This window comes from Scopulibacillus cellulosilyticus (genome assembly GCF_042665295.1).
Lineage (GTDB): Bacteria > Bacillota > Bacilli > Bacillales > Sporolactobacillaceae > Scopulibacillus_A > Scopulibacillus_A cellulosilyticus.
This window is the reverse complement of the sequence record NZ_JBHTCO010000013.1, coordinates 121,092-132,491: the sequence shown is the minus strand read 5'-3', so window position 1 is coordinate 132,491 and position 11,400 is coordinate 121,092. Positions and strand designations below refer to the sequence as shown.

Here is an 11,400-nt window from a genome sequence, read left to right as displayed (position 1 = left end):
CGGCAATGGCGAAGAGGTCACACCCGTTCCCATCCCGAACACGGTCGTTAAGCTCTTCAGCGCCGATGGTAATTGGGGGCTTCCCCCTGTGAGAGTAGGACGCTGCCAGGCATATTTATTTAAGAGATAGCCCTTATATCATGGGTCTATCTCTTTTTCTTTATATAAAAAACTTATAATAAAGAAAACAAAGTGCTATTATTACAATAGACATCAATTTTCAAGACGCAGATCTGCATCAATCTTTTAATCTTATTTTAAGTAATTTTACGGTGATATTAGCTTGTATAGAGATATTAGTCAGTCACCTGTTTAATCTTTATCTTGGGCTATTCCACGCGATTAATGTCATAAGCCGGGGATTAATGGTAAGATGATAGGGACATCCTTAAATATAGATGATATTTGTGTTATATTGAAATGTTTAAGGAAGCCTTAAATAAGTCGAAAAATTAAGGGTGTAAATTGTGTTAGATGAATTTAGCTTAATAAAATCTATTGAACCCAAAGAACAGCGTCATCAAGAACTTATTAAAGGTATTGGCGATGATGCGGCTATTTATAGTACAGAAAATAACTTTGAACAAATCGTTTGCATGGATACAATGGTAGAGGGCGTTCATTTCACAAAAGCAACAATGACGCCGTACCATATAGGCTGGAAAGCACTTGCTGCTAATATTAGCGATATTGCAGCAATGGGCGGTTATCCTGATTATTACCTAGTATCTCTTGCAATGCCGGCAGAATGGTCAGGCGACATTAAGGAAATGTACAGAGGGATGGAAGACCTTAGTGCATTATATCAAATGGATCTTATCGGCGGTGATACAACGTCAACCAAAAATGGACTAGTCGTCACCATTACAGCCGTTGGACACACTGACAAAAGAAGGCATTATTTAAGAAGCAGTGCAAAGCCTGGAGATCAGGTGTTTATAACTGGTTATCTTGGCGAAAGTGCTGCGGGGCTTGCGCTATTACAAAAAGAAATTGATATAAAAGATCAATATGCAAGGCGCCAATTAATTGAAAGTCACCAGAAACCAATGCCGCAAGTAGAAGCTGCGAGGTTGTTAGGAAAAATTCCGTGCCGTTATGCAGTAAACGATATTAGTGATGGGTTAGCGAGCGAAGCTAATGAAATTGCAGAGGCAAGCGGTGTGACAATAACGATTAATTATCAAAGCCTGCCTGTAAGCAAGCCGCTTATGTTTTTAGAACCTTCTGATCGAAAGCAGTTTATGCTAAGCGGGGGAGAAGATTATCAATTGTTGATTACCGCTCCTGAGGAAAACAGCGAGGAATTGATAGAAATTTTTCAGCAGCACCATATTAACCTGACGAAAATTGGTATCGTGACAGAAGGGTGTGCTGAGGTTTATCTTATAGATGAAGATAATAAGACACTTCTAAAAAAAAGCGGATATAACCATTTTAATTCGAATGAGGAGTAGTATTGATGTTTCAATGGATTTGTAATTCACCAGAGGAAACGATAAAATTTGCAGAAAAATTAGCGGAACATCTATCCCCTGGCGATGTTTTAACTTTATCAGGTGATTTAGGGGCAGGTAAGACAACATTCACTAAAGGGATTGCTAAAGCCTTAGGTATTAAGGAAGTTATTAACAGCCCAACTTTTACAATTATTAAAGAGTATGATGGCGGCAAAATGCCCCTTTATCATATGGATGTTTACCGGATCAGCGATGAAGAAGATTTAGGCTTTGATGAGTATTTAGACGGTGACGGTATCACAGTCGTTGAATGGGCAGATAATATAGCTTCATGGCTTCCGGATCATTTGTTAAAAGTAGAAATTGAGCAATTAGGTGAAAAGAAACGCAAGGTGTCGCTATTCCCGCTTGGTGATCGTTTTGAACAGATATGTAAGGAGTTAATGCACGATGAAAATACTCGCCATTGATTCATCCAATCTTGTTATGGGAGTAGCGGTGAACGACGAAGGAAGCGTATTAGGCGAATTGATTACAAATGTCAAAAAGAATCATTCCATCCGTCTTATGCCTGCTATCGAACAGCTTTTAAAGGATGTCGATCTGAAACCAAAGGATTTAGACAGGATAGCCGTAGCCATGGGACCCGGCTCTTATACCGGCGTAAGAATTGGTGTGACAATAGCAAAGACTCTGGCCTGGACATTAAATAAAGATTTAGTCGGTATATCAAGTTTAGAAGTTCTTGCTCAAAACGGCCGTTATTTTGACGGGTATATCATTCCCTTTTTTGATGCGCGCCGGGGACAAGTCTATACAGGCATTTATGAAAACAGAAAGGGCAATGTAAAAAGGGTTGAAGATGATAGGCTGACTTTATTAGATAAATGGCTTAAACATTTGGTTAAATACGAAAAACCTTTATTATTTTTAGGAAATGATTTAGAAAAACACCGGCAAACTATCAAAAATGTTTGCGGAACTTTGGCTGTTTTACCGGAAACGACAATGAATAATCCAAGGGCTTCAGAAATCGCCCGATTAAGCATTGATCGCCCAGCCGTTTCAAATGTTCATCAATTTGTCCCGCAATATCTTCAATTGGCTGAAGCAGAAGCTAAATGGATTGCCAATCAAAAGAGGTCTTGTACATGATTGTTCATTCAATTTCTTTTAGGGTGATGACATTAGAGGATGTTGATCAAGTGCTTCAAGTAGAAGAGTGTTGTTTCACTAACCCTTGGAAAAAAGAAGCATTTGAAAATGAATTATTAAATAACCGGTTTGCAACTTATCTTATAGCTGAAGATGAGGATCAAATTATTGGTTATTGCGGTGTTTGGGTGATTATTGATGAGGCGCATATTACAAATATTGCAGTCATGCCGGATTATAGAGGGAATAAGATTGGTGAGACCTTATTGAAAAAGGCAATGCTCTATGCGTCCATGCGCAAGGCAAAGAAAATGAGCTTGGAAGTCAGGGTATCTAACCAAGTGGCAAAAAAACTTTATCGGAAATTAGGCTTTCAAGACGGCGGTATTAGAAAGAGCTACTATACAGATAATCATGAAGATGCATTGGTAATGTGGGTGAACTTATGAGTAAATTTGATCAACAAACAACTGTGCTTGGCATCGAAACAAGTTGTGATGAAACAGCAGCTGCGGTCGTAAAAGATGGAAAAAGGATTCTTTCTAATGTCGTTGCCTCGCAAATTAAAAGCCATAAGCGGTTTGGCGGCGTAGTGCCTGAGGTTGCTTCAAGGCATCACGTAGAACAATTTACGCTTGTATGCGAGAAGGCTATGGAGGATGCGAAGGTTGATTGGGCAGACCTTGATGCGATTGCCGTAACACAAGGGCCGGGGCTGGTAGGTGCTTTATTAATCGGTGTCAACGGGGCTAAGGCTCTTTCCTTTGCTCATGACCTGCCATTAGTGCCGGTTCATCATATCACAGGCCATATTTATGCTAACCGCTTATCAGGGGATATGCAGTTTCCATTGATAGCTCTGATTGTCTCAGGGGGGCATACTGAGCTTATTTATATGAAAGAGCACGGCTCATATGAGGTGATCGGCCAAACAAGGGATGATGCGGCAGGAGAAGCTTTTGACAAGGTAGCGCGGACAATCGGCTTACCTTATCCCGGAGGACCGGAAATTGATAAGTTAGCAAATGTTGGAGAACCTTCGATAGATTTCCCTCGTGCGTGGCTTGAGCCGGATTCTTATGATTTTAGTTTCAGCGGCTTAAAATCCGCTGTGATTAATAAAGTTCATAACGCTGAGCAGAGGGGCGAGGAACTGAATAAAGCTGATATAGCGGCCAGTTTCCGCGAAAGCGTTGTTGATGTTTTAGTCACAAAAACAATTAAAGCAGCAAAGAACTACAACGTTAAACAGATACTTGTGGCCGGCGGTGTTGCTGCTAATCAAGGATTGCGTGAACGGATCGAATCGGAGTGTAAAAAAGAAGGGATCCCGTTATCAATTCCGCCATTATCATTATGTACAGATAACGCGGCAATGATTGCGGCTGCCGGGACAATCGGCTACTTAAAGGGCCAACGGGCTGATATGGCTCTTAACGGGAAACCGGGACTAAATATAGAGGACTTTTAGATTAGGGGTCAAATCCTGTGACAAAAGCTTGTCACAGGGTCTGACCCTTTAATTATCCACAATTCATCCACAGGTTTTTGTGGAAAAATTCAATTTAATTAATGAATTTTGCATGTTTGTGGATAAAATGTGTGCATGGTGTTGATAACTGTGTTGATAAGTCGCTATTTTGTGGAAAAATAGCCGGGATACGTGGATAACCTTGTTGTTAATTAAAAACTTAGTGTATTATGTACATTTATGATGTAAGCTTAGATCAAAAGTCCTGAACTGATAAAGTGAAGATCTTACTGAAATAAAAACGGGTTTTTCAGCTTGGATTGTATAAAGAAAATCAGCCGCCTATTCAGCGGCTGATTCGTAAGCAATTTGAAGTTGTTCCCATTCCTCAACTAAATGGTCGAGTTTTTCTTTATAGTTGCTGATCCTTTGGTTAGTCTCATTTGCCTTATCTATATCATTGTATATTTCCGGATCCAATAAGGCTTGCTCTTCTTCTGCTATCATTTCTTCTAATTGATTAATTTCTTCTTCCATTTTGCTTATTGACCGTTCTAATTGTCTTTCTTTTCTTTTGCGTTCTTTCTCTTTCTCATACTGTTCTTTGCCTTCATTGATTGTTTTGTCGGCTTCAGCTTTGGGAGATTTGGATAAGTTGTTCTCAAGGGAGGAGATTTCCTCTTGTTCTGCTTTCTTATCTACATAATAATCATAATCTCCAAGATAATTAGTGAGGCCGTCTTTTGTTAATTCGATTACCCTGGTAGCGATACGATTGATAAAATATCTGTCATGGGAGACAAACAGAATGGTGCCTGGATAATCTATTAGAGCGGATTCCAACACTTCTTTGCTATCTAAATCAAGGTGGTTGGTTGGTTCGTCAAGGATCAGAAGATTATCTTTTTGCATCATCAGCTTGGCTAATGCGACCCTTGCCTTTTCACCGCCGCTCAATTGGGATACGATTTTAAGGACGTCATCACCGGAAAAAAGGAAATTTCCAAGGACAGTTCGAATATCTTTTTCAGGTGTTAAAGGAAAGTCATCCCAAAGCTCATCCAGGACTGTTTTGTTGGATGTTAGCTGAGCTTGTTCTTGATCGTAGTATCCAATTGTTACATTGCTTCCCGTATGAACTTCTCCTGACAAACGCGTGCTGCCATTGGATACAGCTTTTAAAAGTGTTGACTTGCCAACACCATTTTCGCCAACAAGCGCGACACTTTCACCTCTGGTCATTGAGAATCCAAGGTTCTTCATAATCGGCTCTGAAGGATTATAACCAACTGTTAATTGATTAACTGATAGAACATCATGGCCGCTCTGTTTTTTTATTTCAAAGGAAAACTTGGCCGATTTTTCTCCGTCTGCCGGCTTTTCAATCCTATCAATTTTCTCAAGTTGTTTACGCCTGCTTTGCGCACGTTTTGTCGTTGAGGAGCGGGCTATATTTTTTTGAATAAATGACTCCAGTTTAGCAATTTCCTTTTGCTGCCTTTCATAAGCTTTCAAGTTGCTCTCATATTCCTGTGCCTTTTTCTCAAGGTATTGGGTGTAGTTGCCAACATACCTTTGTGCTTTTGTTTGAGAAAGTTCGTAAACCTTCGTAACCACTTTATCAAGAAAGTATCTATCGTGTGAGACAATAAGAATGGCCCCCGGATAATGCTGAAGGTAATTTTCAAGCCATGTGAGTGTACTGATATCCAAGTGGTTAGTCGGTTCGTCAAGAATGAGCAAGTCTGGCTTAATTAACAGCAATTTACCTAAAGCCAGCCGCGTTTTTTGCCCCCCGGATAAATTTGTAATCGGCGTATTTTCATCAAAGCCGCCAAAATTCAAACCATTTAAGACGCTGCGGATATCTGCCTGATAAGAGTATCCGCCTTTCTCTTTATAAATGTTTTGAAGAGAATCATAGTCTTTTAGAAGCTTTTGATAACTTTGCTCATCGGAAAACAGTTCGGGCTGGGCCATTTTTTCTTCCATCATTCTTAAGTCTTTTTCCATCTTCACTAACGGCTGGAAAACCGACAGCATTTCATCATAGATGGACCGATCGGACTCTAGGCTTGTATGCTGGGCCAAATAACCGACAGCAGTATCTTTTCCGAGAATGATATCTCCTGAATCAGGAGAAAGTTCACCAGCAATAATTTTTAATAAAGTTGATTTTCCCGAACCGTTTCTGCCAACTAAGGCAACGCGTTCTTGTGATTGCACTTCTATACTAATATTAGATAAAATAAGATCAGCAGCATATGATTTACTAATCTTATTGGTTTGTAGTAGAATCATGATTTTTCACCTCAAAATTTGAACACACACTATATAGTGTAGCTTATAATAGAAAGGACAAGCAACTTAATATTGTTACAGTTCTTTTATGAATACAGCTATTGCTTAAAGCTAAGGGGATCAAGGCAAAACTGATTTAATTAGCATAATCCCATGCAGTGATATAAATAAATCTGCCAATGGAGGTTAACATGAATCGTTTAACTCATATTAATGACCAAGGGCGGGCAAAAATGGTTGATGTTTCTGATAAGGAATCTACAGTCCGTACCGCTCAAGCAAGCACAAGTGTTGAGGTTAATGAAGAAATATATAAAGCCATCGTTAACCAAACAGTCAAAAAAGGTGATGTTCTGTCGGTTGCTCAAGTGGCAGGTATTATGGCAGCGAAAAATACGTCACAGATTATACCGATGTGTCACCCATTGGCACTTTCCGGTGTGGATATTACTTTTAGATGGGAAACTTCGCCATACCGTTTACATATTACGGCATTTGTAAAAACCAAAGGACCGACAGGCGTTGAAATGGAGGCATTAACTGCTGCTTCTGCCGCCGCATTAACAGTTTATGATATGTGTAAAGCGTTGGATAAAGGCATGGTTATTGGTCCGACTTATTTAAACAAAAAAACAGGAGGAAAAAGCGGAGATTATCTGAGAGAAGAACAAGAGTGATTCTCGGGAGGGCGTGCATAAATGATAGAAAGAATACCGCAGGCAACGGCAAAACGTTTGCCATTATATTACCGTACATTACAGCATTTACATTCATTGGGGAAAAACCGGATTTCATCTTCGGAATTTAGTCAGTCGGTTCAAATAGACTCCGCTACGATCAGAAGGGATTTATCTTACTTAGGTGCATTAGGAAAAAAAGGCTATGGTTATGATGTCGATCATCTCATAAACTTTTTAAGAGGGCTCCTAAATCAAGATGAAGTGACTGAAGTGATTCTGATAGGTGTAGGTAACTTAGGGACGGCATTATTAAAATACAACTTTCATAAAAATAATAATACAAGGATCATCAGGGCTTATGATATTGATGAATCAAAGATTGGCAAGAAAATAGCAGATACACCGATTTATCATCTTGATGATTTGGCGGGCGGTGATAATAACAATATTCCAGCCGCCATACTGACCGTGCCGGCCAGTGCGGCGCAGTTAGTCGCTGACAGGCTTGTATTAACCGGAATAAGTGGTATACTCAATTTTACACCGGTAAGATTATCTTTACCGGACAACATACTTATTCATCATATTGATCTTTCTGTTGAATTGCAGTCTATGGTATACTTATTGAAAAATTATCCAATGGAACCTATAGACAAGGGAGGTGAATAACAATGGGCTTAGGACCAGGCAGCATTATCTTAATCGCTATTGTCGCCTTAGTTATTTTTGGTCCAAAAAAGCTCCCCCAATTAGGCAAGGCAGCAGGACAAACGCTCAGGGAGTTTAAAAAAGCTACAAATGGTTTAGCGGAAGATGATGAGGACGAAAAGAATAAAAAGCAGGATGTTAGCAATGTCAAATAAGCGAATGAGTGTAGTAGATCACTTAAATGAACTAAGAAAGCGGTTAATGATTGTTGTTTTTGGCTTTTTTGTCACATTTATCATAGGCATGTTAGTGGCTAAACCAGTGATTATATATTTGCAACATTCCGAACAAGCCCAAGATATTGCTATGAATGCTTTTCGCGTCACTGATCCATTAAATGTCTACATGGAATTTGCTTTCATTATCGGGATTGTTCTTGTATCGCCTCTTATTATGTATCAACTATGGGCGTTTGTAAGCCCCGGATTATACGAGCATGAGCGTAAAGTCACATTATCCTATATTCCTGTAACGCTAATTCTATTTCTTATAGGGATCGCCTTTTCGTACTATATACTGTTTCCATTTGTCGTAGGATTCATGGGTAATTTAAGTAAAGCATTGCATATACAAAATGAGATTGGCATTAATGAATATTTTTCGTTTTTACTGCAATTAACTTTACCTTTTGGTTTTTTATTTGAAATGCCAATGCTCGTCATGTTTTTAACCAGGTTAGGGATTATTACACCTCAGTTTTTAACAAAAATTCGGAAATATGCGTATTTTGTATTGCTTGTGATCGCGGGAATTATTACACCGCCGGAGTTAATGTCACATTTAATGGTGACTGTGCCATTAATTATTTTATATGAGATTAGTATAGTTATTTCTAAATTTGCATACAGACAATCTGTAAAAAGGCTGAGCCAGGATATGTAACGGCTCAGTCGTTTTTTATAGGAATATGCATTTGATGTTAAAGAAAGCGGGCTGCGCCTTTGAATATGCTGCGGCGCATTTTAATGATCCAGGACTTTTACGGCTTGGCACCGGTCAAGTTTTCATAAGAGTAAATAACATGTCATTATCTTTTTAGCTTCTTTTTTGTTAAGATATTGATGGGTTAATTGCTTCTATGCCGTAAATTTGGATAGTATAAAGAGTAACTGTATCGTGAATATGAAGTATGCATAGTGTATAAGGAACATTTTTTAAGGGCGGGATGATGATGATACAACTTAAATCAATGAATGAAATAGCTAAAATGAAAGAAGCTGGGGAGCTCCTGGCAAGGACCCATCAAGAAATTAAGAAACTGATTAAACCGGGGGTTACAACTAACGAGATTGATGAATTTGTTGAAGGGTATTTGGCAGAACATGGCGCAACGCCTGAGCAAAAAGGCTATAATGGCTATCAATTTGCGACATGCGCCTCAGTCAATGATGAAATTTGCCATGGCTTTCCAACAGATACGCCATTGAAAAATGGAGATATTGTCACAATTGATATGGTTGTTAATCTTAACGGCGCTTTAGCTGATTCAGCCTGGTCTTACGCTGTAGGGGAAGTTTCAAAACAAGCTCAGGATTTGTTAGAAGTGACTGAAGCATCCCTTTATGAAGGCATTAAGCAGGCAGTTATCGGAAACCGTATAGGGGATATCGGCCACGCTATTCAAACTTTTGTCGAGCCTAAAGGCTATAGTGTTGTCAGAGATTTTGTAGGACATGGTATTGGACCAACCTTGCATGAAGAACCGCAAGTCCCTCATTACGGTTTAAAAGGTAAAGGGCTTCGTTTGAAAGAAGGTATGGTGATCACCATTGAGCCGATGATCAATACAGGCGATTGGCGGTCAAAACTTGATAATAACGGTTGGACGGCCCGTACAGCTGATGGCTCTTTATCCGCACAATATGAGCATACCATTGCTATTACGAAAGATGGTCCAATCATTTTAACAACATTAGAAAAGCATCCTCAATAATATCTGAGGATGCTTTTTAATTTTACACTTTTAGAAAGTAAAAATTGCAGCACAGATGAGATTCGATGTAGAGGCAAATTTTAGGTAAAAAGTATAAGCGCAACTAAGCCTCTGTCTGCGCCTTTTAAGGCTTGCCAATCGGCAAGTTTTCTTTACCTTTTTCGTATCATTCGAAGGAAATGAAATAATGCATTTTGAATATCAAACGCTGCCAGGGCTGATAATAGAATGGTTGTCGCATTCCACATTGTTTCTCTGCCTTCATATACAGCAAAGAAGGTAAAAGCGGCTCCAAATAAAAGATAGACGACCCCCCATGTCAGCCGGTTTCCGTTAGCCATTTACATAAAGCCTCCAATAAAATGTATAAATTGTTGTTTAATATTTTGGATACCAGAAAAAGTAAGTAAAACAACTAATGAATTCATAGCTGCGTGGGCAAACATGGATACAATAATCCGGCCGCTTTTTTTGTATAAATAACAAAGGACAAAGCCAACAAGAGTATAGACGAGAATATGCTTATCCATATGGGCAAAGGCAAAAATTAAAGAACTGATTAAGCCGGCAATAAAGAAATTGGTTTTTTTATAAATTGATCCAAAAATGACTTTTCTAAAGACCGTTTCTTCAAGTATAGGACCGATTATACTAATGACAAGAATGACATACGGCGACATTTTGGCCATATCCATGATTTGATCTGTATTTTTCGATTCAGAACTCTCGCCGAAAATATGCTGTTCAATTAATCCGGCGACAATCTGAGCAACAAATACGAGAAAGATTCCCCCGAAAGCCCAAAGTGCGGAATCAGCCAGCGATGCTTGATGCGGTTCATGTATTTTCGACCATTCAGGCTTTAATAAAAGCAGGAAAACAATTAAAGTAATCGAAAAGGATATAATAGTCCATACACCGGCACGCTGTGATACAGGGACAATATGTAAAATCGGCGTAATGACGGCTAGAATTCCGGACAGTTGGCAAAGAATATATGTAATAAGAATCCACCAATAACGTTTAGGCAATGTTAAAGCTCCTCCGGTTTAGAAATTGGATGTTAGAGGTAAGAGGTTGAATAAAGAGCAGCCATTAAAGCTAACTAAGCTTCACCCAACTGCAAACCTTCAACCTCTAGAATAACATAGCTTACTCTTCTATTTCATTTTATTTAAATAACAAATTTACATGCACTAAATATTGAGATATTCCCCTAATCTCTCTTGCCGCAAAGCAGCTTAATTATTTTTCAATAAATTTTTTTTAAACACTTGCAAAATAGAAGTAAATTGATTATTATATTAACTGGATTAGCACTCATCTCAAGAGAGTGCTAACAATAAAGATCATGTCTTTTAAGGAGGGTATTTCCATTGTTAAAGCCTTTAGGTGACCGTATTGTTATCGAAACAGTTGAAAAAGAAGAGAAAACTGCAAGCGGTATCGTTTTGCCTGATTCTGCAAAAGAAAAGCCTCAAGAAGGTCGTGTTGTTGCGGCAGGTACTGGCCGTGTCACTGACAGCGGTGAACGTGTAGCTCTTGAAGTTTCTGAAGGCGATCACGTGATCTTCTCAAAATATGCAGGTACAGAAGTGAAATATGACGGTAAGGAATATCTTATTCTTCGTCAAGACGATATCCTGGCTGTTGTTGAATAATTTAACTAAAATAAAAGTCTGTTACATATTT

15 protein-coding genes and 1 rRNA gene are annotated in these 11,400 nt (G+C 38.9%); 13 read left to right on the top strand and 3 right to left on the bottom strand.

What is annotated here, in order from left to right:
• The 6 genes from rrf to tsaD form a co-directional block, all read left to right on the top strand.
• A 5S ribosomal RNA gene (gene rrf, locus ACFQRG_RS11270) occupies positions 1-111 on the top strand; the annotation flags it as partial.
• 356 nt (positions 112-467) lie between these two features.
• Complete coding sequence (gene thiL, locus ACFQRG_RS11265; RefSeq protein ID WP_380966044.1) at positions 468-1,457, top strand: thiamine-phosphate kinase; 990 nt, start codon at positions 468-470, stop codon at positions 1,455-1,457.
• 5 nt (positions 1,458-1,462) lie between these two features.
• Complete coding sequence (gene tsaE, locus ACFQRG_RS11260) at positions 1,463-1,930, top strand: tRNA (adenosine(37)-N6)-threonylcarbamoyltransferase complex ATPase subunit type 1 TsaE (RefSeq protein WP_380966043.1); 468 nt, start codon at positions 1,463-1,465, stop codon at positions 1,928-1,930.
• Entirely contained in the window at positions 1,911-2,615 is a 705-nt protein-coding gene (tsaB, locus tag ACFQRG_RS11255; RefSeq protein ID WP_380966042.1) for a tRNA (adenosine(37)-N6)-threonylcarbamoyltransferase complex dimerization subunit type 1 TsaB, read from the top strand. The genes tsaE and tsaB overlap by 20 nt, the downstream gene beginning before the upstream one ends.
• The gene (rimI, locus tag ACFQRG_RS11250; RefSeq protein ID WP_380966040.1) at positions 2,612-3,064 is read left to right on the top strand and encodes a ribosomal protein S18-alanine N-acetyltransferase; all 453 of its coding nucleotides are present in this window, start codon (positions 2,612-2,614) and stop codon (positions 3,062-3,064) included. Before tsaB ends, rimI begins: the two co-directional genes overlap by 4 nt.
• Entirely contained in the window at positions 3,061-4,086 is a 1,026-nt protein-coding gene (tsaD, locus tag ACFQRG_RS11245) for a tRNA (adenosine(37)-N6)-threonylcarbamoyltransferase complex transferase subunit TsaD (RefSeq protein WP_380966039.1), read from the top strand. Before rimI ends, tsaD begins: the two co-directional genes overlap by 4 nt.
• Before the next feature lie 342 nt (positions 4,087-4,428).
• Here tsaD and abc-f read toward each other — a convergent pair whose 3' ends face one another.
• Positions 4,429-6,387 carry a ribosomal protection-like ABC-F family protein gene (gene abc-f / locus ACFQRG_RS11240; RefSeq protein WP_380966038.1) on the bottom strand — a complete coding sequence of 653 codons (1,959 nt, stop codon included), beginning with the start codon at positions 6,385-6,387 and terminating at the stop codon, positions 4,429-4,431.
• A gap of 191 nt (positions 6,388-6,578) precedes the next feature.
• Between abc-f and moaC the strand changes: the two genes are divergently transcribed.
• The 6 genes from moaC (at position 6,579) to map (ending at position 9,708) form a co-directional block, all read left to right on the top strand.
• Positions 6,579-7,064 (top strand): cyclic pyranopterin monophosphate synthase MoaC, encoded by a 486-nt coding sequence (gene moaC / locus ACFQRG_RS11235; RefSeq protein ID WP_380966036.1) that lies wholly within the window; start codon positions 6,579-6,581, stop codon positions 7,062-7,064.
• Positions 7,065-7,085: 21 nt separating this feature from the next.
• The gene (locus ACFQRG_RS11230; protein WP_380966034.1) at positions 7,086-7,736 is read left to right on the top strand and encodes a redox-sensing transcriptional repressor Rex; all 651 of its coding nucleotides are present in this window, start codon (positions 7,086-7,088) and stop codon (positions 7,734-7,736) included.
• Positions 7,737-7,738: 2 nt separating this feature from the next.
• Positions 7,739-7,930 (top strand): twin-arginine translocase TatA/TatE family subunit, encoded by a 192-nt coding sequence (locus tag ACFQRG_RS11225; RefSeq protein WP_380966032.1) that lies wholly within the window; start codon positions 7,739-7,741, stop codon positions 7,928-7,930.
• Positions 7,920-8,657, top strand: coding sequence for a twin-arginine translocase subunit TatC (gene tatC, locus ACFQRG_RS11220; RefSeq protein ID WP_380966031.1), 738 nt, complete (start codon positions 7,920-7,922; stop codon positions 8,655-8,657). Before ACFQRG_RS11225 ends, tatC begins: the two co-directional genes overlap by 11 nt.
• Positions 8,658-8,691: 34 nt before the next feature.
• Positions 8,692-8,814: a hypothetical protein gene (locus ACFQRG_RS11215; RefSeq protein WP_380966030.1), complete on the top strand. Its 123-nt coding sequence runs from the start codon at positions 8,692-8,694 to the stop codon at positions 8,812-8,814.
• Between the two features lie 132 nt (positions 8,815-8,946).
• Positions 8,947-9,708 (top strand): type I methionyl aminopeptidase, encoded by a 762-nt coding sequence (map, locus tag ACFQRG_RS11210; RefSeq protein ID WP_380966029.1) that lies wholly within the window; start codon positions 8,947-8,949, stop codon positions 9,706-9,708.
• A gap of 152 nt (positions 9,709-9,860) precedes the next feature.
• Here the strand turns inward: map and ACFQRG_RS11205 are convergent, their stop codons facing one another.
• Together ACFQRG_RS11205 and ACFQRG_RS11200 are read right to left on the bottom strand one after the other, a co-directional pair.
• The gene (locus ACFQRG_RS11205; protein WP_380966027.1) at positions 9,861-10,049 is read right to left on the bottom strand and encodes a DUF4305 domain-containing protein; all 189 of its coding nucleotides are present in this window, start codon (positions 10,047-10,049) and stop codon (positions 9,861-9,863) included.
• On the bottom strand, positions 10,050-10,739 hold the full coding sequence (locus ACFQRG_RS11200) for a CPBP family intramembrane glutamic endopeptidase (RefSeq protein WP_380966026.1): 690 nt from the start codon (positions 10,737-10,739) through the stop codon (positions 10,050-10,052).
• 345 nt (positions 10,740-11,084) lie between these two features.
• Between ACFQRG_RS11200 and groES the strand changes: the two genes are divergently transcribed.
• On the top strand, positions 11,085-11,369 hold the full coding sequence (gene groES / locus ACFQRG_RS11195) for a co-chaperone GroES (RefSeq protein WP_380966024.1): 285 nt from the start codon (positions 11,085-11,087) through the stop codon (positions 11,367-11,369).
• Positions 11,370-11,400: the final 31 nt, after the last annotated feature.

Bases quoted from the DNA above. Each gene is read 5' to 3' on its own strand.
- tsaE (WP_380966043.1), top strand. From the start codon at position 1,463: ATGTTTCAATGGATTTGTAATTCACCAGAGGAAACGATAAAATTTGCA.
- tsaB (WP_380966042.1), top strand. From the start codon at position 1,911: ATGAAAATACTCGCCATTGATTCATCCAATCTTGTTATGGGAGTAGCG.
- rimI (WP_380966040.1), top strand. From the start codon at position 2,612: ATGATTGTTCATTCAATTTCTTTTAGGGTGATGACATTAGAGGATGTT.
- tsaD (WP_380966039.1), top strand. From the start codon at position 3,061: ATGAGTAAATTTGATCAACAAACAACTGTGCTTGGCATCGAAACAAGT.
- abc-f (WP_380966038.1), bottom strand. From the start codon at position 6,387: ATGATTCTACTACAAACCAATAAGATTAGTAAATCATATGCTGCTGAT.
- moaC (WP_380966036.1), top strand. From the start codon at position 6,579: ATGAATCGTTTAACTCATATTAATGACCAAGGGCGGGCAAAAATGGTT.
- ACFQRG_RS11230 (WP_380966034.1), top strand. From the start codon at position 7,086: ATGATAGAAAGAATACCGCAGGCAACGGCAAAACGTTTGCCATTATAT.
- ACFQRG_RS11225 (WP_380966032.1), top strand. From the start codon at position 7,739: ATGGGCTTAGGACCAGGCAGCATTATCTTAATCGCTATTGTCGCCTTA.
- tatC (WP_380966031.1), top strand. From the start codon at position 7,920: ATGTCAAATAAGCGAATGAGTGTAGTAGATCACTTAAATGAACTAAGA.
- ACFQRG_RS11215 (WP_380966030.1), top strand. From the start codon at position 8,692: ATGTTAAAGAAAGCGGGCTGCGCCTTTGAATATGCTGCGGCGCATTTT.
- map (WP_380966029.1), top strand. From the start codon at position 8,947: ATGATACAACTTAAATCAATGAATGAAATAGCTAAAATGAAAGAAGCT.
- ACFQRG_RS11205 (WP_380966027.1), bottom strand. From the start codon at position 10,049: ATGGCTAACGGAAACCGGCTGACATGGGGGGTCGTCTATCTTTTATTT.